General features: G+C 69.7%; 22 protein-coding genes and 1 pseudogene. 8 read left to right on the forward strand and 15 right to left on the reverse strand.

The features are described from left to right. Positions 1–84: 84 nt before the first annotated feature. The 5 genes from tatA to QNO09_RS17860 form a co-directional block, all read right to left on the reverse strand. Entirely contained in the window at positions 85–354 is a 270-nt protein-coding gene (gene tatA / locus QNO09_RS17840) for a Sec-independent protein translocase subunit TatA (RefSeq protein WP_283971177.1), read from the reverse strand. Between the two features lie 39 nt (positions 355–393). Beyond that, positions 394–978, reverse strand: a complete 585-nt coding sequence (locus QNO09_RS17845) for a TerD family protein (protein ID WP_283971178.1) — start codon at positions 976–978, stop codon at positions 394–396. Between the two features lie 166 nt (positions 979–1144). Next, positions 1145–1855, reverse strand: a complete 711-nt coding sequence (locus tag QNO09_RS17850) for a hypothetical protein (RefSeq protein ID WP_283971179.1) — start codon at positions 1853–1855, stop codon at positions 1145–1147. 149 nt (positions 1856–2004) lie between these two features. Beyond that, entirely contained in the window at positions 2005–2580 is a 576-nt protein-coding gene (locus QNO09_RS17855) for a TerD family protein (protein WP_283971180.1), read from the reverse strand. 152 nt (positions 2581–2732) lie between these two features. Continuing rightward, positions 2733–4136, reverse strand: a complete 1404-nt coding sequence (locus tag QNO09_RS17860) for an LCP family protein (protein ID WP_502962310.1) — start codon at positions 4134–4136, stop codon at positions 2733–2735. 200 nt (positions 4137–4336) lie between these two features. On the opposite strand from QNO09_RS17860, the gene QNO09_RS17865 reads away from it, so the two are divergent. The 3 genes from QNO09_RS17865 to QNO09_RS17875 all read left to right on the forward strand — a co-directional run bounded on the left by QNO09_RS17865 (position 4337) and on the right by QNO09_RS17875 (position 6223). Continuing rightward, entirely contained in the window at positions 4337–4744 is a 408-nt protein-coding gene (locus QNO09_RS17865) for a BlaI/MecI/CopY family transcriptional regulator (protein WP_283971181.1), read from the forward strand. Positions 4745–4883: 139 nt separating this feature from the next. Continuing rightward, entirely contained in the window at positions 4884–5288 is a 405-nt protein-coding gene (locus QNO09_RS17870; RefSeq protein ID WP_283971182.1) for a BlaI/MecI/CopY family transcriptional regulator, read from the forward strand. Positions 5289–5293: 5 nt separating this feature from the next. Beyond that, positions 5294–6223, forward strand: a complete 930-nt coding sequence (locus tag QNO09_RS17875; protein WP_283971183.1) for a M56 family metallopeptidase — start codon at positions 5294–5296, stop codon at positions 6221–6223. Positions 6224–6297: 74 nt separating this feature from the next. Here the strand turns inward: QNO09_RS17875 and QNO09_RS17880 are convergent, their stop codons facing one another. From QNO09_RS17880 to QNO09_RS17895, 4 genes are all read right to left on the reverse strand, one after another. Next, positions 6298–6561 carry a GlsB/YeaQ/YmgE family stress response membrane protein gene (locus QNO09_RS17880; protein WP_283971184.1) on the reverse strand — a complete coding sequence of 88 codons (264 nt, stop codon included), beginning with the start codon at positions 6559–6561 and terminating at the stop codon, positions 6298–6300. 30 nt (positions 6562–6591) lie between these two features. Beyond that, the gene (locus QNO09_RS17885; RefSeq protein ID WP_283971185.1) at positions 6592–7047 is read right to left on the reverse strand and encodes a tellurite resistance TerB family protein; all 456 of its coding nucleotides are present in this window, start codon (positions 7045–7047) and stop codon (positions 6592–6594) included. Positions 7048–7160: 113 nt separating this feature from the next. Then, entirely contained in the window at positions 7161–8234 is a 1074-nt protein-coding gene (locus tag QNO09_RS17890) for a sporulation protein (protein ID WP_283971210.1), read from the reverse strand. 96 nt (positions 8235–8330) lie between these two features. Continuing rightward, the gene (locus tag QNO09_RS17895; protein ID WP_283971186.1) at positions 8331–8552 is read right to left on the reverse strand and encodes a hypothetical protein; all 222 of its coding nucleotides are present in this window, start codon (positions 8550–8552) and stop codon (positions 8331–8333) included. A 453-nt stretch (positions 8553–9005) separates the two neighbouring features. Here QNO09_RS17895 and QNO09_RS17900 point away from each other — a divergent pair, with 453 nt between their 5' ends. Both QNO09_RS17900 and QNO09_RS17905 read left to right on the forward strand, forming a co-directional pair. Continuing rightward, a complete protein-coding gene (locus tag QNO09_RS17900) occupies positions 9006–10340 on the forward strand; it encodes a hemolysin family protein (RefSeq protein ID WP_283971187.1) in 1335 nt (444 codons plus the stop codon). Beyond that, a complete protein-coding gene (locus QNO09_RS17905) occupies positions 10337–11377 on the forward strand; it encodes a hemolysin family protein (protein ID WP_283971188.1) in 1041 nt (346 codons plus the stop codon). Before QNO09_RS17900 ends, QNO09_RS17905 begins: the two co-directional genes overlap by 4 nt. A 293-nt stretch (positions 11378–11670) precedes the next feature. Here the strand turns inward: QNO09_RS17905 and QNO09_RS17910 are convergent, their stop codons facing one another. Together QNO09_RS17910 and QNO09_RS17915 are read right to left on the reverse strand one after the other, a co-directional pair. Beyond that, positions 11671–13149, reverse strand: a complete 1479-nt coding sequence (locus QNO09_RS17910) for a SulP family inorganic anion transporter (protein WP_283971189.1) — start codon at positions 13147–13149, stop codon at positions 11671–11673. Between the two features lie 14 nt (positions 13150–13163). Then, positions 13164–13745: a carbonic anhydrase gene (locus tag QNO09_RS17915; protein ID WP_283971190.1), complete on the reverse strand. Its 582-nt coding sequence runs from the start codon at positions 13743–13745 to the stop codon at positions 13164–13166. 704 nt (positions 13746–14449) lie between these two features. Between QNO09_RS17915 and QNO09_RS17920 the strand changes: the two genes are divergently transcribed. Beyond that, positions 14450–14578 (forward strand): hypothetical protein, encoded by a 129-nt coding sequence (locus tag QNO09_RS17920; protein WP_283971191.1) that lies wholly within the window; start codon positions 14450–14452, stop codon positions 14576–14578. Between the two features lie 128 nt (positions 14579–14706). Here QNO09_RS17920 and QNO09_RS17925 read toward each other — a convergent pair whose 3' ends face one another. The 3 genes and pseudogenes from QNO09_RS17925 to QNO09_RS17935 form a co-directional block, all read right to left on the reverse strand. Continuing rightward, positions 14707–17325, reverse strand: coding sequence for a cation-translocating P-type ATPase (locus tag QNO09_RS17925; protein WP_349636977.1), 2619 nt, complete (start codon positions 17323–17325; stop codon positions 14707–14709). A 48-nt stretch (positions 17326–17373) separates the two neighbouring features. After that, positions 17374–17493 (reverse strand): annotated as a pseudogene (locus QNO09_RS17930) (universal stress protein); the annotation flags it as partial. Between the two features lie 400 nt (positions 17494–17893). Continuing rightward, on the reverse strand, positions 17894–18775 hold the full coding sequence (locus QNO09_RS17935; protein WP_283971192.1) for a universal stress protein: 882 nt from the start codon (positions 18773–18775) through the stop codon (positions 17894–17896). Positions 18776–19171: 396 nt separating this feature from the next. Here QNO09_RS17935 and QNO09_RS17940 point away from each other — a divergent pair, with 396 nt between their 5' ends. After that, positions 19172–20083 carry an ion transporter gene (locus tag QNO09_RS17940; RefSeq protein WP_283971193.1) on the forward strand — a complete coding sequence of 304 codons (912 nt, stop codon included), beginning with the start codon at positions 19172–19174 and terminating at the stop codon, positions 20081–20083. Positions 20084–20505: 422 nt separating this feature from the next. Here the strand turns inward: QNO09_RS17940 and QNO09_RS17945 are convergent, their stop codons facing one another. Then, positions 20506–20709 carry a hypothetical protein gene (locus tag QNO09_RS17945; protein WP_283971194.1) on the reverse strand — a complete coding sequence of 68 codons (204 nt, stop codon included), beginning with the start codon at positions 20707–20709 and terminating at the stop codon, positions 20506–20508. 173 nt (positions 20710–20882) lie between these two features. Between QNO09_RS17945 and QNO09_RS17950 the strand changes: the two genes are divergently transcribed. Next, positions 20883–21143, forward strand: a complete 261-nt coding sequence (locus QNO09_RS17950; RefSeq protein WP_283971195.1) for a GlsB/YeaQ/YmgE family stress response membrane protein — start codon at positions 20883–20885, stop codon at positions 21141–21143. The last annotated feature ends 348 nt before the right edge of the window (positions 21144–21491 follow it).

The following is a 21491-nucleotide window of genomic DNA, read 5'->3' on the forward strand; positions in this document are numbered from 1 at the left end:
TGCATTCCGATTCGGCGGCCGGTGGCAGTCCGGCGGGTCTGTACGGGGAGAGACGTGCCCGGGGCGGGTGGGGTTGCGGGCTGGTCAGTTCCGCGGTGTGTCGTTGCCTGGCTGATCTGCGGGACGGCCGGCGGTGTCGCCGGGTGCGGCCCGGATGATGCGCGGGGCTGTGGCCTCGGGCGGTGCCGCCTCCGCTGTGGTCGGCGGCGTCTGGTCGGACTTCATTGCCTTGGCCTCGCTTTTGAGGATGCGGGCCGACTTGCCCATGGAGCGGGCGAGTTCGGGGAGCTTCTTGGCGCCGAAGATCAATATGACGACGATGAGGATGATGGCGAGTTCGCTGATGCCGAACATGGGTGTCCGTCTTCTCCCCGGTGGCGGGCGGCAGGGTGGCTAGAGGTGGCTGGCGATGGCGGGCATCAGGTCCTGGAAGGTGCGGCCGTTGGCCGGCTCCCCGAGGGCGGACATGTGCCATCCACCGCTGGAGCGGTGGACCTTGGCCATGATCTGAGCGGTGTAGTGGCCGCCCCCGGAGAGGGTGTAGCGGGCCAGTTCCTGGCCGGTGTTCTCGTCGATGAGGCGGCAGAAGGCGTTCTGGACCTCGGCGAAAGTCTGCCCGGTGAAGGAGTTGACGGTGAAGACGATCTGGTCGACGTGCGCGGGCAGGCGCAGCAGGTCCACGAGGATCGACTCGTCGTCGCCACCCTGGCCGGCGCCGCCGGTGAGGTTGTCGCCGGTGTGGCGAACCGAGCCGTCGTCGCTGACCAGGTGCTGGAAGAAGACGACGTCGACCGGCTCGTTGCCGGCGACGAGCACCGCGGAGGCGTCGAGGTCGATCTCGCGTGGGCCGGTGAGCTTGGCCAGGAAGCCCTTACGCGGCGCCGCCTGCCAGCCCAGTCCCATCCGTACGACGCTGAGCGGCTGCCCGCCGGTCTTCTCCAGGCTGATCTGCTGGCCCTTGGTCAGCGTGATTCCCACCGGTTTCCTCCTGGCGCTTGGGGATCGGGCTTCGCTGCCCGGGCTGTGCATGGGGCAGCACGCCTGAATCTACAGCACTGTAGAAGCGTCGGGCAGGGGCGCGCCTGACCTTGGCGAGTATGGCGTGGCGGCACCTGTTCGGTCTGCGTGCCCCCGTCGGGGGGCGTCAGTCCCGCGACGGGAGGGAGGGGCCGGTGAAGTCCGGACTGCTGTAGCCGGGGCTCGTGGTGTGCTGCTCGAAAGGCGGGGCGGGGCTGCGGCGCGGGGGTGCGGGCGGCTGGTGCAGCTCGCGGCGCAGGAACGGGAGCAGTCCGCGCTCCAGCAGGGCCTGGCGCCACGCCGCGTGGGCCTGGGCGAGGGAGGCGGTGTCGGGCTGCGGGGGGCGGGGCGTGGCGCGGTGCCGGGCTGCGGTGACCATGAGCGCGGTGCCCGCTGCCGCGGCGGCGAGCACCGCCACGGCCCCGGCGACCCACCCGGCCCGGATCAGCGCGGTGGCGAGGAGCTGCTGGGCGCCAGCCAGCTGGAGCCCGTAGCCGAGGAGAAGGAATATGGCCGCTGCCGCGGCGGACAGAACGGGAGTGAGTACGGCCAGTGCCGCCGCCAGTCCCTTCCCGGCGGTCGCGGGCGCGGGCTGGCGGGGCCGGCCGGCGGGGTCCGGGTCGGCCACACGCAGTCGCCGTAGGGCGGTGTACTCGGTGGCGGCTTCGGCGGCGATGGTGTCGGCCGCCGCAAGCGCCCGGGCGCGCAGCTGCTCCGCGGTGACCTGCGCGGTCGGCTGTTGCAAGGCCTCGCGGATGTCAGGGTCGCCCAGCGCGGCGTGCAGCGCGTGTTCGAAGTCTGCTTGGTCGACGGCTTCGAGGCGGCCAGGCTCGTTCATGACGATCCCCCCCCCGATCGTGTAGTGCGGGCCGGTGCCGGCGTTTGGGCGGCGCGGCCCGCTGGCGGGCATGTGGCAGTGGACGTGCTTGTCGCGGGCGGGCCCGGACGTACTACGCGGGTCCGGCCCGCCCGCAGACGTGTGCTGGGTCAGACGTTGACGCCGAAGTCGGCGGCGATGCCCGCCAGGCCGGAGGCGTAGCCCTGGCCGACGGCGCGGAACTTCCACTCCGCGCCGTTGCGGTACAGCTCGCCGAAGACCATCGCGGTTTCGGTGGCGGCGTCCTCGGAGAGGTCGTAGCGGGCGATCTCGGCGCCGCCGGACTGGTTGACGACGCGGATGTAGGCGCCTCGGACCTGGCCGAAGCTCTGGCCTCGGTTTTCGGCGTCGTGGATGGAGACGGGGAAGACGATCCGGGCGACGTCGGCGGGGACGGTGGTCAGGTTGACCTTGATGACCTCGTCGTCACCCTCGCCTTCACCGGTGAGGTTGTCGCCGGTGTGCTCCACCGACCCGTCGGGGCTTTTAAGGTTGTTGAAGAAGACGAAGTGCTGGTCGGAAAGCACCTTGCCGGACTCGTTGACCAGCAGCGCGGAGGCGTCGAGGTCGTAGTCGGTGCCCGTGGTCGTGCGGACGTCCCAGCCGAGGCCGACCAGGACGGCCGTCAGGCCCGGCGCCTCCTTGCTCAGCGAGACATTGCCGCCCTTGGCGAGGCTCACACCCATGTCGCATCCCTTTCCGTATCCGAGGGCCGGACGTAGGGTCCCGGCCGCTGAATGACTCAACTCAAAATCTACAGCACTGTAGAAGTTGTTGAGGGTTGTCAGGGCCGCCCATGCCGCAATCGGATATGGAGCGCGGTGATGCAGGCCCCGGGTCAGCCGCGCAGTCCGGGGTAGCCGGGGCCGACGGTGAGGGTCACCGCTCCCGGTGCGGCCTGCGGGTCCTGCCTGGGGGTGGCGGGGGTCCGCAGGCGGGCGGCCAGGGCCTTCGCCTGCTCTTGGAGGCCGGACGGATAGGTCACGGTGGTTTCCTTCGCCGGCACGGGGGCGTTGCCGGTGCCGGTGACGGTGTAGCCAGCCGCGCGCAGTTCCTTGGCGGCGGTGGCGGCTTGTCCAGGCGTGCCGGTGCCGTTGAGGACTTGGACGGTGATCGTGCGGGCCGGGACCGGCTCGGCGGCGGTCAACTCGTCCTTGTCGACTTCCCTGTCCTTGGCGAGGGAGGTGAAGAGGGTGTGTGCCTGTGGGTACTGCCAGGAGATGTTGGCCTTGTCGGTGGGGACGTCCAGTTCGCGCGGATAGTTGGGGACGGTCAGGAAGATCAGCCGGTCCTCGGGTATGTCCTTGAGGCTGGAGGCGAGGCTGGTGAGGGATTTGATCCCGGCGAGGGTCTCATCGGTGGTCAGGGATTTGGTCGCCGAGTCCAAGAAGGAGTACAGGTCGCCGGGGCTGGTCAGTTTGTCCTGGGCTTTGGCGGCCAGGGCCTGCATGAATTCCTGCTGGCGTCCGATGCGTCCGATGTCGGAGCCGTCGCCGACGCTGTAGCGGGTGCGGACATAGCCGAGAGCCTGCTCGCCCTTGACGGTCTGGCAGCCGGCCTCCAGGTCCAGGTGGGCCTTGGTGTCGTGGATCGCCTGCTTGGGGCAGACCTCTATGCCGTCCAGGGCGTCGACCATGCCCTTGAAGCCCTGGAAGTCGACCGAGAGGAAGTGGTCGATGCGCAGCCCGGTGTTCTGCTCGATGGTCTTGATGGTGCAGGCCGCTGCCGAGCCGATGTCGCCCGTGGTGCCGCCGATCGCGAACGCCTCATTGATCTTGAAGTGGTGCGGCGCGGAGGTGGTGCCGTTACCGCGGTCGCAGGCGGGTATCTGCAGCCAGGAGTCCCGGGGCAGAGAGACCACTGCGGCCCATTCCCGGTTCGCGGCGATGTGCAACACCATCAGGGTGTCCGACTGCATAGTGGTCAGGCCCTTGCCGTACTTCGCGTTGTCGCCGTCGCGGCTGTCCGAGCCGACCACCAGAATGTTCTTCGCGCCCGGGCTGAGGTTGGCCGAACGACCTTCGCCGATCTTGCTGTCGATACCGGCGGCCTGGATGTTGTTGTCGAGGCGCTGGTACAGCCAGTAGCCCCCTGCGCCCGCGACGACGAGCAGTACGGCCAGGGCGGCACCGGTGCGGACCAGAATCCTCCCGCGCCGGGTCAGCCGGGTCTTGGTACGCCGATGCCCTCGTGACCGGACCGGCCCGCGGCGTTCGCAGGATGTACCAAGCTGCCTGTCCACGTGTCCGCCTCCCTGTGCCGCCCGGTATGGCGGTTCGCTGTGCTGTGTCGTGATCCCGCCCGGCGGCCCCTACTTCCGTGCCGACGGAGTCAAAAATCTACAACGGCGTAGAAGATAGTGAGGCAGAGGGCTTCGTGAGCATGTGCGAGGGGCGTGCTTGTGCCCCCTCGTGTCCGGCAGCGACGGAAAGGGAGTGGCAGGTGGATGACAGGCATGGTGGACCGCCGCTGCGTGGGCGCCCCCGCAGAGGGCCGGGCGAACTGGAGGCCCGCGTGCTGGCCGCCCTCGGCAGCGCGCCGGGGCCGGTGCCGGCCGGCTGGGTGCGCGAGCAGATCGATCCCTCGCTCGCCTATACCACCGTGGTGACCACGCTGACGCGGCTGCACGGCAAGCAGGCCGTGGTGCGCCGCCGCGACGGGCGCTCCTATGTCTGGAGGGCCGTTGCCGACGCAGCGGGGATGGCCGCCCGGCGCATGCACCAGATCCTCGACCAGGAGAAGGACCGGGGCGCCGTGCTCAGCCGGTTCATCGCTGAACTCCCCCCTGACGACGAACGGCTGCTGCAGCTGGGACTCGACACCACCACCAGCGCCGGAACGGACAGCTGATGACGCCCGCTGGGCCAGGGGCCCCCAGCTCGCGAAAGTGGACATCGTGGAAACAGCACCGGGCGGGCAGACGGCGACTCAGTACGATGAACCGCCCCCGCAGCGGCAGGCGGGGCGAGAAGGCGGGGAGGCTCACGGTATGACGGACCAGAACAGGGGCGGTGCCGAACAGTCCCGGCGCCGGCGCGGCCAAGGGGAGCTGGAGACGCAGGTGCTTGCCGCGCTGCACCAGGCCCCCGGAGCGGTTCCTGCGGCCTGGGTCCAAGACCGCCTCGGTGGCAGCCTCGCCTACACCACGGTGATGACCATCCTGATCCGGCTGCACGCCAAGGGTGCGGTCGCCCGCGAGCGGGCGGGCCGCTCGTTCGAGTGGACCGCGATCGCCGACGCGGCTGGGCTGGCCGCCTTGCGGATGCGGAAGGTTTTGGACGCCGAGAGCGACCGGGAAGCGGTCCTGGCCCGCTTCCTGACCAGCCTGACGCCGGGGGATGAACAGGTGCTGCGCGATCTGCTGGCCCCGGGCCCCGGCGAGGGGGAAGACTAGCCGTCATGGGGGTCTTCGTCTTCCTGCCGCTGGTGCTGCCGTTAACGGCCTGGCCCATCGCCCGCCTTGCCGAACAGCACCTGCACCCCAGGGCGGCGACCTGGCTGCTGTCGGCTGTCGCCGGGGCACTCGCGGTGTGCAGCACCCTGTGCCTGGCCTTGTTGATGGTGGTCGGCACCGCGCAGCTGCCCGGCAATCCGCTGCCCGACGGCTGGTCGGACCCGGAGGTCCGCGAGGCCGTCCCCTACGACGAGGTCGCGGGCAAGGCCGCCATTCCCGCCCTGATCGCGGTGCTCGCCGCCTGTACCCGGACCGCGTGGCGCCACCACCGCGTACGCCGCCGGGCCGAGCGCGCCCTTGCCGGCCTGCCGGCCACGCCGGTGGCGGTATTGCCCGATGCGCTGCCGTACGCCTACGCGCTGCCCGGCAGACGGAACCGGATCGTGGTCACCACCGGGATGCTGGCCGGGCTCAGCTCGGCCGAGCGGCGGGCGCTGTTCGCCCACGAGCGCGTCCATCTGGCCCGCCGCCACCACCGGTTCCTGCTCACCGTGCAGCTCGCCGCACGGGCCAACCCGTTCCTGCGCCCGCTGCGGACCGCCGTCATGTACTGCGCCGAGCGGTGGGCGGACGAGGAGGCGGCCACCGCTGTGGGCAGCCGGCGCACCGTGGCGCTGGCGATCGGCAAGTCCGCGCTGACCTCCCGGGGCGCGCCCATCGCCACGCTCGCGCACTTCGCGGCCCCCGGTCCGGTGCCGCGCCGGGTCGCCGCCCTGCTGGCACCGGCTCCTGCCATCCGGATCTGGCCGCCGGTGTTCACCACGGTGGGCCTGGCCGCCTGGACAGCCGCCGCGGGCACCACCGTCTCGGCACTGTCCTCGGCGAACTCGGCCGTCACGCTGTTCCTCATCCTGCATGCGGCCACCCCGATGTAGCCCGGCCCTCGCCGGGCACGCCGGATGGGGTGCTGACGCCGGGTGGCGTCAGCACCCCATCCGGCTGGCACAGGTCAGGTGCGGGCCTTGAAGCGTTCGAGTGCGGCCACGCCCGCGGCGGCGAGAGCGATCTGGATGAGCCATTCGATCCAGTCGACGCCCTTGGTGTCCGCAACCCCCAGGCCCGCAGCGATACCGGTCCCGACGAAGGCTGCGGCGATACCGACGCCGATCGTCCACAGCACGCCGATGCGCTGACGGCCCGGCAGCACCAGCCGTCCCAGCGTGCCGATGAGGACGCCGATCACGATGGCACTGATGACCCCGGAGATCTCCATAGCCGTCCCTTCCCGTACGTCGTGTGGAACTCAGAGGTCGAACTCGTGGGGCGGCAGGTCGAGGGCGTAGCAGGCGTCGCGCACGATCTGCTGCTCGTCCTTGTCGAAGTCGCCGTCAGCACCGCCGATGACGATGCCGATCTGGATCACCGCGCGCGCCTCGGCGGGCTTCTTCTTGGCCTTGGCGACCTCCTGCAGCACGCTGACCTTGCCGAAGTCGAAGTCGGCGGCCAGCTTGTTGCAGTTGTCGTCGAAGCGGCGCTGCAGGTCCTCGGCGGGGAAGTTCTGCAGCACCTCGTTGGTGGCGATGAGCTGGGCCACCTTGCGGCGCTCGGACGGGTCGATGGTGCCGTCGGCCGCGGCGACCAGCGCGCACATCGCCATGCTGGCGTCGCGGAAGGCACCGGACTTGAGGTCGTTCTTCTTCGCCATGAGCTGGGTCTGCATCGTCGATGCGGACTCCTTGAGGCGGTCCCACAGGGCCATGCCAACTCCATACGTCTCAGGGGCCATCCAGGCCGAAGGGGGGACGGCCCGGACCACCACATCTTCTACATTAATGTAGAAGCTACCAGGGACGGCAAGAGCACGCTGGCTCCTCAGTCCTCGCCGCCCTCTTCCTCCTCGTCGCCTTCGAAGAAGTCCCCGACTTCGTCGACGACTTCGGCCGCGACCATGCCGCCGACCACACCGACGGCGAGCCCCGCCGCGCCGGCCGCGACCACGGTGCCCATGCCGGGCCCGGAGCGGTGACCGTGACCGTCGCCGTGATGGTGGCCGCCATGGCCGTGGTCGTCCTTGTGGGGGTGGCTGCCGTGCGCGGCGTGGGGGTCGCCGTGGCCGTAGTGGCCGCTGTGATGCGGAGCGCCGTGCCCGTACGAGGAGTGAGAGCCGTGGGAGGCGCGGTGCTCGATCATCTGACGGATCCAGCCGTCGACTTCGGCGCTCCAGTTGATCTGCTCGACGCCGTGGTGGCTGACGGTGAAACGGGACACCGCGTCGTGGCCGGCGGAGTAGAGGCCGCCGCGCTTGTCGGCCTCCAGGACCACCTCCATGCCGCCCGGGTTGGCCAGGAAGGTCACCTCGATCTCGTTGACCTGGTGCGTGTACTGTGGCGCCGGGGCGAGTTCGATCTCCTGGTAGAAGGGCAGCTGCTGGCCGGTGCCGCCGATGCGCCCCAGCTCCAGGTCCGCGGACTTGAAGCCGAAGCCGAGCTGGCCGAGTGCCTCCAGGATCGCTTCCTGGGCGGGCAGCGGGCGCACCGCGAGCTGGTCGAGGTCGCCCTTGTCTTTCGCTCCCGCCACCGCCAGCTCGGTGCGCACCCCGAGCACGATGCCCAGGCCCTGCCCGTACAGCTCGGTGATGGGGGTCTCCCACGGCAGCATCACGCTGAAGGGCACGCTGTGCAGTTCGCCGGCGGCGAGGCGGAAGCTGCCGCCGACGGTGAACCGGTCGAAGACGACCGCGCCCTCGGACTCGCTGCCGTCATGCTCGGCCTCGACGCGGGCCATCAGCTCCAGGGTGATGTGCTCGATCGTGAAGTCGGCATCTCCGCCCTTGAGGTGGACCTGCCCGCCGAGGTGCCCGCCGGGCAGTACCGCGCCCGGCTCAAGGACCGTGTCCACCGTGGGTCCGCCCACGCCGAGCGAGCCGAGCAGCCGTTTGAACACCATCGTGGCGTTCACTCCTTCATGTGTACGTACGGTTCGTGCTTCCGCCGGGCGGCGGACCCTGAAGGGGAGGGGGGCCGCCGCCCGGCGGAAGAGGATCTATTTGGCGGAGGTGTCGAGTGCGGCCAGGGCCTGCGCCCAGCGCGCGTACTTCAGCTCGGCCAGATCAGCGACCGTCTTGACGCCGAACGCCTCCTGAAGGAGCTCACCGTCTTTGTCCGAGACCCCCTTCAGCGCGGAGACCGGCGCGGCGAGGATCTCCGGCAGACTCTTGTCCGCCCACGCCTTGTCCAGCACCTTGTCCAGGTCGATCGAAGCCACGACAGCCCTCCCAGGGGAAAACACCGATGGATAATCCGGACGACGCGCCGTCGGGGCGGCCGTGACCGGCGGATATGGTCCTGCTCAAACCGGTGCGCGTCCCTCCCGTCCCTGCCCGTCGCCCACCGGGCAGCCGGGAACATCCGGGCCACCCCTCGCGTTATCTACACGCATGTAGAAGCATAAGGGGGAGGCGCCCCGCGGGTACGGCATCCCGGCGGAACGTCTGAAAACCACCCGTGCGGACGGTGGAAGCCGCCCCCGCAAGGCGACTTTGCCGCCCCTTTACCATGGGGTCTGGCCGTAGTCGCAGATGCCTTACCGAATCACGCCAGGATCCGCCCGATCCGATGAGCCAAGAAGGAGCAGCAGACCCGCCATGGGTGAACCTCCCAGTCCCAGCCGTGCCATTGCCAGCCCGTCGTGCATATGTGAGGGATCGGGGGTGGCACGGTGACCGAAGTACTGCTGCTGCTTCTGGCCCTGGCTCTGACCTTGGCGTGTGCGGTGTTCGTCGCGGCCGAGTTCTCCCTGACCACGATCGAGCGCGGTGAGCTGGAGCGCGCCGCCGCGGCCGGTGAGCGTGGCGCCGACGGCGCCTTGAAGGCCGTACGCACCCTGACGTTCCAGCTCTCCGGCGCCCAGCTGGGCATCACGGTGACCTCGCTGGTGATCGGCATGCTCGCCGAGCCGTCGCTCGCCGCCCTGCTGCGCGGCCCGCTCCAGGCGGTCGGCCTGCCGGCCGGCGCCGTCTCCACCGTCGCGACCCTGCTGGGCGTCACGATCGCCACAGTGGTGCTGATGGTGGTCGGTGAGCTGGTCCCGAAAAACTGGGCGATCTCCAGCCCGCTGGCCGTCGCCAAGGCGGTGGCCGGCCCGCAGCGCGGCTTCACCGCCGCGTTCGCCCCACTGATCCGCCACCTGAACAACACCGCGAACCGACTGGTACGCCGCTTCGGCCTGGAACCACAGGAAGAGCTCGCCTCCGCCCGAACCCCGGAGGAACTGGTCGCACTCGCCCAGCACTCCGCCCGCCAGGGGGCGATCGAGGCAGATGCGGCCGAGCTGTTCGTGCGCACCCTGCACCTGAGCGAGCTGACCGCCGAGAACGTCATGACCCCCCGCGTGGACGTGCAGGCCCTGGAGGCACACGCCACCGCGACGGACGCGGCGAACCTCACGCTGGCCACCGGCCTGTCCCGCTTCCCCGTCTACCGCGACAGCCTGGACGAGGTCATCGGGACCGTCCACATCCGCGACGTCCTCGCCCTTCAGGAGGACAAGCGGGCCGTCACGGCGGTCACCGGCTTGGCCACCGAGCCGCTGCTGGTGCCCCACTCGCTGCCGGTCGACAAGCTGCTGGGCCGGCTGCGCGTGTCCCGCACCATGGCCGTGATCATCGACGAGTACGGCGGCACCGCGGGCGTCGCCACGGTCGAGGACATCGTCGAGGAGGTCGTCGGCGAGGTCCGTGACGAGCATGACCCGCACGAGCAGCCCGACCTGATGGCCGTCGCCCCCTCCCCGGACGGCCGGCCGGTGTGGGAGGCCGACGGCAGCGTCCGCCTGGACGAGCTCAAGGAAATCGGCTTCGCGGCCCCGGAAGGTCCGTACGAGACCCTGGCCGGCCTGCTCGCGACCCGTCTGGAGCGCATCCCGGCCCTGACCGACCGCATCGACGTGAACGGCTGGCAGCTGGCTGTTCTGGACATCGAGCACCACCGGGCCGACCGGGTCCGTATCACCGCCCCGGCCGCCGCCCAGCACAGCACGGAGGATGCCCGATGACCACGATCCAACTGCTGATCGGCGCGCTCACTCTGATCACCAACGCGTTCTTCGTCGGCGCCGAGTTCGCCCTGATCTCGGTACGGCGCAGCCAGATAGAACCGGCCGCGCTCAAGGGCAACCGGCGGGCAAAGAGCACCCTGTGGGGCATCGAGCACCTGTCCGCGCTGATGGCCACCGCCCAGCTCGGCATCACCGTCTCCTCCCTGGTGCTGGGCGCGGTCGCCGAACCCGCCATCGCCCACCTGCTGGAACCGCCCTTCCACGCGATCGGTGTGCCCGAGGCGCTGATCCACCCGATCGCCTTCGTCATCGCGCTCACCGCGGCGACGTATCTGCACATGCTCATCGGCGAGATGGTGCCGAAGAACATCGCACTCGCCGCACCCGCGCCGACCGCGCTGCTGCTCGGCCCTCCCCTGGTTGCCCTCACCCGTGCCCTCAAGCCGGTCATCTTCGGCATCAACGCCTTCGCCAACACCCTGCTGCGGCTTTTGAAGGTCGAGCCGAAGGACGAGGTCGCCTCCGTCTTCACCGACGACGAACTCGCCCGTCTGGTCAAGGACTCCAGCGAGGCCGGACTACTGGACCCCGCCGACGTCGAACGCCTCCAGGACGCACTCGAACTGGGCACCCGCCCGGTTGGAGAGGTGATGGTGCCGCTGAACAAGACGGTCACCGTGGGCCACGAGACCACTCCGCAGCAACTGGAACGCGCCGCCGCGGCTGCCGGCTTCTCCCGTCTGCCGGTCACCGGCCCAGCCGACGAGGTGCTGGGCTATCTCCACATCAAGGACGCCCTCGGCGCCACCGAGCGCACCCGGCCCTTCCCGCGCAGCGCGCTGCACCCGGTCATCCAGGTCGAGATCGACACCCCGCTCGACGACACCATGACCGCCATGCGCGCCGCCGGCACCCACCTGGCCGCCGTCACCGGCAAGAAGGGCACCGTCATCGGCTTCGTCACCATGGAAGACGTCCTGGAGGAACTGGTCGGCCCTGGCCCCTCGGGGCCGTCTGAGCTGTCCGCCAGCTGAGGCGGACAGCCTGCCGGGCAGGACCGCTGTGGCATCGGCGGACCTAACCGGGGGCGCGGCTACGCAGGGCCGCGCCCGCTCTTCGCCGAGAAGGGGGCGCCCTGGTGACCATGCCCCTGGACCTTTGTGGTCTGCCCGTTGTCCAGGACCGGGCGTAGCGGGTCGGCAGGGACCTCAACGCTGTGGCCGGCGCGCTGCGTGCGGTGGTCTGGTCGGTCCTCGTTCGTGCTGCCGCGACGAGCCGCTCGGCCGGGGGCTCGGGTCGAGCATCCGGCCGGGCGGCAGATCCCTCCTTACGGCGCCGTAGCCCTCACCGGTTCCGCGGTCTTGACCTTCACCGGTTCGGTGTCGGGTGCGCTGTGCCGCTGGGCCCAGTTGTCCAGGGCCGTGCGGCAGGCATGGTCGAGGTGGTACAGCCCGGACACGTCTACCTCGATCGGTCGGTCCTGCGGCAGGGCCTCCAGGCTGTCGAGTATCTTCGGCAGCCGCAAGAACGTCGCGTTGCCCGACAGGTGTACCTGGATCGGCCCGGCGCCCTTGTCTATGACCTCCGTCTTCAGGTGCGATGCCTCCCAGGCGGTCTTGATCACCGCCAGGGCCAGACCGATGAGTACCCCTTCGAACATGTTCACGGCGACGATCGACACGGCCGTGACCACCAGGATCAGCGCCTCGCCCTTGTGGCCCCGCCACAGACCGGCGAGCTGGCGGAAGGGGATCAGCTTCCAGCCGGCGTGCACGAGGATGCCGGCGAGCGCGGGCAGCGGGATCAGCGCCAGCGCGGAGGGCAACGCGACGGCGAACAGCAGCAGCCACACGCCGTGCAGTACACGCGACGCCTTGGTCTTCGCGCCCGCCTGGACGTTGGCGGAGCTGCGCACGATCACCGCTGTCATTGGCAGCGCACCGAGCAGACCACACACGGTGTTGCCCGCACCCTGGGCGAGCATCTCCTTGTCGTACTGGGTGCGGGGACCGTCGTGCAGCCTGTCCACCGCGGCCGCGCTGAACAGCGACTCGGCGGAAGCGATCAGTGCGAACGCGATGATCGTGCCCCAGATGGCCGGACCGGCGAGCTCCCCGAAGGCGTCGGCGCCGGGCGGCTGGATGACGCCGAGCAGACCCTCCACCTCGACGGTGGCGACCGGCAGGCTGAAGGCGGCGGTGGCGACCGTGGCCAGCAGCACCGCGGCGAGGGCGCCGGGCACGGCCTGCGCCTTCTTCGGCATCTTCTTCCACAGCACGATGACGGCGATGGTGCCCGCGCCGATCGCGAGGGAGGTCAGGGCCTCGGTGTTGCCGAGTGCGTCGGCGAATGCCCCCGGCAGGCCCGTGATCTTGCCGATGCCGGTCTCCGGGGCCTTCAGGCCCGCCGCCGCGTAGATCTGCCCGGCGATGATCACCAAACCGATACCGCAGAGCATGCCCTCGACGACCGAGACGGATATCGCCCGGAACCAGCGGCCCACCCTGAACAAGCCCATTGCGAGCTGGAGCAGCCCGGCCATCAGCACGATCACGCCTAGTGCGGCCACTCCGAACTCGCTGACCGCCTCGAAGACCAGCACGGTCAGGCCCGCGGCGGGCCCGGACACCTGGAGGCTGCTGCCAGGCATGAGCCCGGTGACGAGGCCGCCGACGATACCGGTGACAAGGCCCAGCTCGGCGGGAACACCGGAGGCGACGGCCACGCCGACGCACAGCGGCACAGCGACCAGGAAGACAACGATGGAGGCGGCTAAGTCCTGCCGCAGATAAGGGAACTTCGACATCACGGTCAGCCCCCTCACAGCGCCTCGAACGTCTCGGTCTCCGCGCGGTATTCGCGCACGGCCCCGGTGTGCACCTCGTAGTACCAGCCATGCAGCCGGAGTTGGTCCGCCTGTAGGCGCTTTTCGATGCAGGGGTAGGAACGCAGCCGCAGCAGCTGCGTCAGAACGTGGTTCTGCACGGCCTCGGCGACCGTCGGATCGGTGGGGTCGGAGCACTTGGGCTCGTCGGCGGCGTGAGCGAGCCAGTCGCGCACAGCCGGTACGGCGTCGAGGTCGTCGCCGCGTACCATGGCGCCGACGGCACCGCAGTGGGAGTGGCCGCAGACCACGATGTCCCGGCAGCCGAGGACCTCGACGGCGTATTCGATGGTGGCCGCTTCGCTGGTGGGGTGTTCCGCGGCGTATGGCGGAACGATGTTGCCCGCGGTGCACAGCTCGAAGAGCTGGCCGGGTCGGGCGCCGGTGATCAGGGCCGGGACAACCCGGGAGTCGGCGCAGGTAATGAACAGGACCTCGGGCGACTGGCCTTTGGCGAGGCCGGCGAACTCCTCAGGGCGCTGTCCGAAGGTGCGGGCGTTGTCGATGAGGGGTTGCATGGTGTGGTAACTCCTCCTGGCGCGCCGTGGGGGCGCGTCGGGCTACAGGACAGGTGGGGGACTGCTCTGCTCAAGCGGAACACTTGACGTGCCGCCGGGGAGTGGGCTGGAGGATCTCGATGTGCGGTGGTTTGCGGTACGGGTGTTGCCCCGGTTCATCCGGCTGCCTCGAGGCGCCCTCCCTCAGGTGTCAGTCGGGTGTGGAGGCTGCCGTAGTGCGGTACCGATCGCAGGTGCGCAGATAGCCGATCGGGTCCCCGCGGTGGCTGGCCTCCCGACAGATGACACTCTCGTCGCGCAGCACCTTCCCGGAGAGCATGAATCCGGAATGACCCTTGGCCAGGACGTGACGGACTGCGTGCGCGGCTGCAAAGGATACGGGGGTGCGAAGAGAAGGGATCAAGCAGGGTGATGGCGAGGACCGACAACACAGTCCCGGCCCTCGTATCTCGGAACATGGGCCTCCCCCCCGGGCGATTCGCAGCCTCTAGAGCATCCCAATACTTAGTCAACAATTGACCAAGAAACACAATAACCCTGCAAAATAATTTGCAGGGCCACCTTTGCGTTTCGGCACTGAAAAGAGTCTCAAAGCAGATCATGGGTGACGTGAACTGGCCCTCGATGCACTGAAGCTCGGCGCTTGCGGCCTGGCGACGAGCCCATGGGTGTCCCAGGTGCGCCGCGAGCGGGAGACTGCCCACATGCACCCTGAACCTGCGGACCTGCAGCAAGTCGACGGTCACCATGCCACCCAGTGCAACGACCTTCTCAGCACGGCCAAGGAAGTCGGCAGTGGCCTGAGCGCGAGTGTGAGCGCGGTCGGCTCCTGACGTATCGCGGGGTCCCGGCCTGGTCGGTTGCGGGTGGACGCAGCCGGACTGCGCTGGTGGCGTGGTAGGCGATGCCGGTGGCCGCCATCCTGCCCGTACAGGTCCGACGAGGTGCCGATGCCGCCTCCTTAAACCACGTGCCGTAGGGCGGCTTCCCTGGCTCGGGTGGCGCGCAGGATCCGTGTTGACTGGGTGAGGAGGAGAGGGAGGGTGGCGAGTGCGATGGCTGTGGTCCAGGAAGCGGCGCCGAGCGTGGTGAGACCGAGGAGGTCGCGGAGTCCGGGGACGGTGAGGGCGACGGCTTCCAGGGCGGTGGTGAGGGCGAGTGCCGCCCACAGATAGGGGTTGGCGGTCGCGCCGCGGAAGCCGGAGCCGGTGTCGGTGCGGGCGTTGAAGACGGCGAGAAGCTGTGCGGTGGTGAGGGTCACGAAGGTCATGGTTCTCGCGGTGTCCAGGTCGAGGTACATCGTAGTGGTGGCCAGGAAGTAGCTGGTCAGACCGACGCTCCCGACGAGGGCACCCTGCGTGAGGATCCGTCGCAGAGTGGCGGTGCCGAGGACGGGTTCGTTCTTCGGGCGGGGCGGGTGGCGCATGGCGTCGTCGTTGCTGGGTTCGAGCGCGAGAGCGAAGGACGGGATGACATCGATGATGATGTTGTTCCACAGGATCATGAGGCCGGCCAGGGGCGCGGGCCAGCCGAGCGCGATCGAGGCGGTCACGACAAGAACGACAGCCAGGTGCCAGGAGAACAGGTACTGCCCGAAGCGGCGGATGTTGTCGAAGACCCGGCGGCCTTCCACGACGGCATGCTCGATGGTGCCGAAGTCGTCCGTGGTGAGCACGATGTCGGCGGCTTCACGGGCGGCATCGGTGCCGGTGCGGCCCATGGCGATGCCGACATCGGCCTGACGCAGGGCAGGGGTGTCGTTCACGCCGTCGCCGGTGACGGCGACGGTGTGGCCGGCTGCCTGCAGAGCCTGGACGAGGCGGAGCTTGTGCTCGGGTGCGACCCGGGCGTACACGTCGGTCTGGTCGATGACGCGGGCCAGTGCGGTGTCGTCGAGGCGGTCGAGTTCGGCACCGGTGACGGCCGGCTGAGCGCGCAGTCCGAGCTGGTCGGCGACGGCCGCAGCGGTTCGGGGCTGGTCGCCGGTGATCATGATGACCCGGATGCCCGCCCGGTGGCACACGGCGACGGCCTCGATGGCGGCCGGGCGGGGCGGGTCGGCGAGGCCCACGACCCCGAGCACGTCGGCGGCGGCGAACAGCTCATCGTCGTCGGCGGGGGCGGCGGGGGCGGGACCGGTGGCGATGGCGAGGGTGCGCAGGGCCCGGCCGCCCATGCCGTCGGCGGCGGCGAGGAGTTCGCCATGGCGGTGCGGGTCGAGGAGGACTTCGGGGGCACCCTTGGTGTGTACGTGGGTGTCGGTGATCACGGCCATGCGTTTGGTCGCGGGATCGAAGGGGACCTCGTCGCGGCGCGGGTGCCGCTCCCTCAGGTGCCGCCAGTCGGTGCCTGCGTCCTGGGCACCACGGAGTAGGGCGACCTCGGTGGGATCGCCCACCGGTTCGCCGTCGGGGGCGATGTCGGCGTCGTTGCACAGGACCGCGCTCTCCCACAGCAACCGCTCGTCTGCCCCCTCGGCCACGGTGACATCGACGACCTCCATGCGGTTGGCGGTGAGCGTGCCGGTTTTGTCGGAAGCGATCACGGTGGTGCTGCCGAGGGTCTCCACGGTGGGCAGCCGGCGCACCAGGGCTCGATGACGGGCCATGCGCCGCATGCCGACCGTGAGAGTGAGGGTGGCGACGGCGGGCAGGCCCTCGGGGACGATGGCGACGGCCAGCGCGATCGACACCTCGATGATTTCGTGGAGGTCGAGGCCGCGCAGCAGTGCGAGTCCGGCCAGCGCGCCGGCCACGCCAACGACCACCAGGGACAGTGTGCGACCCAGCCGCTCCAGCCCTGCCTGCAGCGGCGCCTGCATCGTCTCGGTCGAAGCGGCCAGCTCGGCGATGCGGCCGACTTCGGTGGCTGTGCCGGTGGCCACCACGACCGCCCGGCCCCGGCCGGCGCGCACGATGGTACCGAGGTAGAGCATGCCTGCGCGCTCGGCCAGCGGGGTAGCAGCGGCCACGGCGTCCACCGTCTTGGCCACAGGCTCGCTCTCCCCGGTCAGCGCCGCTTCGTCGACACTGAGCTCGCTGGCCTCGATCAGACGCGCGTCCGCGGGAACGCGATCGCCGCCCTCGACCGAGATGATGTCGCCCGGCACGAGCTCGACCGCGTCGAGCTCGTCACGGCGGTCATCGCGCTCGACATCGGCGACGGTGGCGGCGAGCCGGCGCAGAGCTTCCATGGAACGCACCGCGCGCAGCTCGGTGGCGAACCCGACGATGGTGTTGATGACGAGCACCACGGCGACCGCCGCGGCCTCCACCACTTCACCGATGACCAGCGCAGCCACCGCCGCCACCGCCAGCAGCACCACGACCGCGCTGCGGACCTGGTCGACCAGGATGGCCCAGGCCGACAGTTTCCTGCGCCCCACGAGCGCGTTGCGGCCCACGAGCGAGCGGCGCCGCGTGACCTCCACGGTGTCCAGCCCCAGCTCAGCGTCGACGTCCAGCTGCCTGAGCACTTCCGCTGCCGTAAGCGTGTAGGGATCATCGACCTGCCACCGGCTGCCCCGCACCCGGCGATGCCCGGGCGGGAAACCAGGCCGATGCGGGGACTCCTTCACCACGCCCGCTCCTCGTCGTCCGCGTCTCGCTCACCGCGCGGACGAGCGGCCTCACCGGTACGCATCAGAGCCCCGGACGACCGCGACGGGGCAGTGCGCGTGATGCAGGAGGGCCTGGCTGACCGAGCCCAGCAGCAAGCCGGCGAATCCGCCCCGGCGCAGCCCCCCGACTCCTGGGTGCATCGCACGCGCTACGCATCCATCACGGCCGACCGGCCGGTAGCCCTCGGATGCCGGACCGAAAGGCCACCGCCGCGTGAAGCTGGGGAGCTGCATCGTCATCATGCACCCGTCCTCCTACTACCACGGTTGCTCCACTTCCCCCGTCACGCCAATGGATCGGACGGCCGTCGTCGGAACGGCCCTCTGCCAGGCGCCCTGCGAGCCACCCAGGGCCTGCCCTTGTACAGCAAGGAAAACGATCAATAGCTCGCCGTAACTGTCTTCTGTCCTGAGTGACGCGCTCCCTAAGCGGCTCCGCAGCAAGTGCCGGGTTACTGCGGCAGTGCCCCTACCGTGATCGTCGCGACGGACCGTTCGAGCCGCCGGGGTGAGACGCATGTTCTCCCAGTCAGGGCAGGTCAGACCGGACGACGGCGACGGGGCAGTGCGCGTGATGCAGGAGGGCCTGGCTGACCGAGCCCAGCAGTAGCCCTGCGAAGCCGCCCCGGCCCCGCGCCCCGACGACAACGAGCTGTGCGCTCTCGCTCGCCTCGATCAGCGCCGGACGGGCACGGTCCTGCACCAGGCAGCGGCGGACCGTGACGTCGGGGTACCGGGGCAGGTGACCGGACAGCGCCTCGGCCAGCAGCCGCTCCTCCTCGTCACCGAGCCGGTCCACGTCGTACAGCACGGCGGGCGAATCCCCGGGGCCGTGGTAGGCGCGCTCGGTCCAGGTGCCCCACGCGTGCAGAGCGAGCAGGTCCGCGCCCCGCAGCGAAGCCTCGGTGAACGCGAAGTCGACCGCCCCTTCGCCGGCCGGGGAGCCGTCGACCGCCAGCAGCACGGGGCCGGTGGGACCCGGCCGGCCCCGCACGACCATGACCGGACAGTGTCCATGGGCGGCCAGGTGCACGGCCACCGACCCCAGCAACAGACTATTGAACGTGCCCAGCCCTCGGCTGCCGACCACGACCAGCGCCGCCGCACGCGACTCCGCCGCCAGCACCCCCAGTGGTTCACCGCCGATCACGGCGTGGGAGACGTCCACCTCCGGGGCTACAGCGCGCGCCCGCGCAACCGATTCCGCCATCGTGCGTTCGACCAGCCGGTGCATCTCACCCTCGACCGGACCCAGGGGCGACGACCCGAGTGGTGCATGCAGGCCGGGCCAGACGAACGCGTGTACCACCCGCAGCCCGAGCCCGCGCATCGATGCCTCGCCCGCCGCGACCTCCACGGCAGCAAGACTCGACTCCGAGCCGTCCACTCCCACCACTACGGGTCCGCTCATCTTTCCTCTCCCATCCCGCACGGAGCACGGCAAGCATCTCCAGACTCGTGCAGGTTCCCGGCCATCGCCACGGGCCGGACGACCGCCACTGGGGGCCACCCGGTCCCTGGTGCGCCAGTGACGATGCGGCGGCGACGCGATCGCCTGCTGGGTTGTGGTGCGCACGGCAGATGATGGATCTTGTGCCCCGCGACGCAGGTGATCCACGACCAGTGAGCTCTCGCACCCTGGGACTGCTGGCCCCGGCTGCCTGTCTTCCGGCCAGTTGCTCTTTGTCCTCCGGCCGGGGCAAGAGCGCTCGGATCCCGGTCGGCGAACCCGGTTCAGGGCCGGCACCCTTTAAGATCCACACCTGTTGGAGCGCCAGAACAGGTCTGCGAGGAATCGAATCACCCCATGTCCGAACGGACCGCCGCGCAGTTACGGCACGCCCTGGCCGATCGCAGCCGCCGCATCACGGACTCGGCGGCGTTCACCGCCGCCGTCTTCTGTCTCATCGGGGGCAACGCCGCGCTGCTGGGCATCGAAACCTACGCCGGCATCGTGGATGAATGGCACAGCACCCTTCACGCCGCAGAGCTAGTCTTCCTCGCCGCCTTCACCGCCGAGATCCTGCTGCGGGCCGCCGCCCACGCCGACCGCCCCAAGGACTTCTTCCGCGATCCGTGGAACGTGTTCGACCTGCTCGTCGTCACCGTGGCCTTCCTGCCGTTCGCCCGCGAGAACGCCACCGTGCTGCGGCTGCTCCGGCTGGCCAGGGTGGCGCGCGCGGCGCGTTTCCTCCCCCAGCTGCGGATCGTGATTGTGGCCGTCGGCAAGAGCCTTCCCGGAACGTTGAGTTTCCTGCTGGTCGGGGCGCTGCTGCTGTATGTGTATGCGATGGTCGGCTGGGTGTTCTTCGCCGACGACGACCCCGAGCACTACGGCTCCCTCGGCCGCGCCGTTCTCACTCTCTTCCTCCTCATCACCCTCGACGGTCTCGGCGACGCCGTCCGCGCGGGCCTGGAAATCTCCCGCTGGACCATCCTCTACTTCGCCTCCTACGTCCTGCTCGGCTCCTTCGTTCTGGTCAACCTCCTGATCGGCGTCGTCATCAACTCTCTTGAAGAAGCCCGCGAACTCGAAGCACCAACCCATCAGCCACAGGAACTATCCGCCACAGCCGACGCCCGACGCCTGCACGAGCGCATCGCAACAGCCCGCCAGGCACTCGACGCCCTGGAAGCCGAACTGGCGGCCCTGCCCACACCCCGGCTCCGCGAAGACCAAGCCCCCGCCGCTCCCCCGCATCGGCTGGACGCTCACTGATCGTGCCATCGCAAGCGGCCCTTCACCGTGCACCGCCACATCGACGGGGCCCGCACCGGAGCGAAGCCTCACCGCCGCCCGCCGACCACAACCGCGGTCTGGCCCACGGTGGAGGATCCGACGCTTTGCAGACGGATTCGGGCCACCCGGCTCAATTGCCGACGAAGGTCCCTGGAGCCGGGAGATGCCCATCGTCCGTATATGAGGAGCCATCTGCCGACCCTGCCGTCGCACTCTCTGTGGACTTCTGCGCCCGCGACCTCCGCTTTCGCTCACCTTACGAACCGCCCACGACCTTGGTCGGAGCACATGATCAGGCGAAGGCCGTCTCAGCGTCCGGAGAGTACCCAGGTGAGCGGCCCCGTTCGAGATGCCGTTCGGCGCCGGAGCTACAGATCAAGCTGAGCAGCCATGCGGAGTCCTCACGGGGACTGGCGCTGCGAGCGCCGCGACGCGCGGAGAGTGACACCAAGGACTCCGCCTGCACCCCCGCCGAGCACCAGGCCCATCGCCATGTTGTCGAAAACAGCCAGTCCGAGCACGAGCCCAACGGGAATGCCGATCAGCATGCCTACAACAAGCCCTGTACTGATGGACGATGCGCCGGCTTCCTCGTTGTTCGTCACACGATCATGGTGCCGAACGAGCCCCCCCGGAGACGAGCTTCAGTCCGGCCAACTTCAATCGGCCGGGCCTTGAAGAGCAAGCTAAGAAGCGCGGCCCGGCAGGCGTTCGGACATCTGTGTCAGCGATCGGCCAGTGGGCATTCGTACAGCCAACGACTTTTAGGGAGGGACGCATGGAGATCTCCGGAATCATCACCGCCATCATCATCGGCGCCGTCATCGGTGTGCTGGGGCGGCTCGCCCTGCCCGGCCGCCAGCACACCGGCATCTTGTGGACCATCGCCGTCGGTATCGTCGCCGCTCTGATCGGCACCGCCATCGCCGCCGCCATGGGCGTCGCCGACACCGGAGGTATCGACTGGATCGAACTGGCCATCCAGATCGCGCTCGCCGCAGGCGGCGTCGCCGCCGTCGAACGCCTCAAAGGCCGCTGACCACAGCCCACCAGCTTCTCTTTCGGGCCGCCCGGCATTCCCGGGCGGCTCACGCACACCCGACTCCGCACAATGGCTCGTTACCGCCGGCGGTCCGGTCTGCGGTCCCCGCGCCTGGTGCGGCCGACCGTTCACTGCGGGCGAGCGGGCCCCTGGGTACGCCGGGTGTGAAGCGAGAGCCACCCGGTAAGAGAACGCTCACCACCTTCCGCGACCGCAACGACGAAGGGCTGCCATGCTCACCCTGCTGACCGACCTGTGGCCGTTGACATGGAGCGTGGGAGCCTTCCTTGTGGCCACAGCCGTGACCGTGGTGTGCAGCATCCGGCTCGCAGGGCTGGGTGACAC

The sequence above is a fragment of the Streptomyces sp. 378 genome, assembly GCF_030124145.1.
Taxonomy (GTDB): domain Bacteria; phylum Actinomycetota; class Actinomycetes; order Streptomycetales; family Streptomycetaceae; genus Streptomyces.

Excerpts from the sequence above, each read along its gene's own strand:
- QNO09_RS17915 (WP_283971190.1), bottom strand. The coding sequence starts at position 13,745 with ATGCAACCCCTCATCGACAACGCCCGCACCTTCGGACAGCGCCCTGAG.
- QNO09_RS17920 (WP_283971191.1), top strand. The coding sequence starts at position 14,450 with ATGCACCCTGAACCTGCGGACCTGCAGCAAGTCGACGGTCACCATGCC.
- QNO09_RS17885 (WP_283971185.1), bottom strand. The coding sequence starts at position 7,047 with ATGGCCCTGTGGGACCGCCTCAAGGAGTCCGCATCGACGATGCAGACC.
- tatA (WP_283971177.1), bottom strand. The coding sequence starts at position 354 with ATGTTCGGCATCAGCGAACTCGCCATCATCCTCATCGTCGTCATATTG.
- QNO09_RS17880 (WP_283971184.1), bottom strand. The coding sequence starts at position 6,561 with ATGGAGATCTCCGGGGTCATCAGTGCCATCGTGATCGGCGTCCTCATC.
- QNO09_RS17950 (WP_283971195.1), top strand. The coding sequence starts at position 20,883 with ATGGAGATCTCCGGAATCATCACCGCCATCATCATCGGCGCCGTCATC.
- QNO09_RS17855 (WP_283971180.1), bottom strand. The coding sequence starts at position 2,580 with ATGGGTGTGAGCCTCGCCAAGGGCGGCAATGTCTCGCTGAGCAAGGAG.
- QNO09_RS17935 (WP_283971192.1), bottom strand. The coding sequence starts at position 18,775 with ATGAGCGGACCCGTAGTGGTGGGAGTGGACGGCTCGGAGTCGAGTCTT.
- QNO09_RS17870 (WP_283971182.1), top strand. The coding sequence starts at position 4,884 with ATGACGGACCAGAACAGGGGCGGTGCCGAACAGTCCCGGCGCCGGCGC.
- QNO09_RS17940 (WP_283971193.1), top strand. The coding sequence starts at position 19,172 with ATGTCCGAACGGACCGCCGCGCAGTTACGGCACGCCCTGGCCGATCGC.
- QNO09_RS17905 (WP_283971188.1), top strand. The coding sequence starts at position 10,337 with ATGACCACGATCCAACTGCTGATCGGCGCGCTCACTCTGATCACCAAC.
- QNO09_RS17875 (WP_283971183.1), top strand. The coding sequence starts at position 5,294 with ATGGGGGTCTTCGTCTTCCTGCCGCTGGTGCTGCCGTTAACGGCCTGG.
- QNO09_RS17910 (WP_283971189.1), bottom strand. The coding sequence starts at position 13,149 with ATGTCGAAGTTCCCTTATCTGCGGCAGGACTTAGCCGCCTCCATCGTT.
- QNO09_RS17890 (WP_283971210.1), bottom strand. The coding sequence starts at position 8,234 with ATGGTGTTCAAACGGCTGCTCGGCTCGCTCGGCGTGGGCGGACCCACG.
- QNO09_RS17850 (WP_283971179.1), bottom strand. The coding sequence starts at position 1,855 with ATGAACGAGCCTGGCCGCCTCGAAGCCGTCGACCAAGCAGACTTCGAA.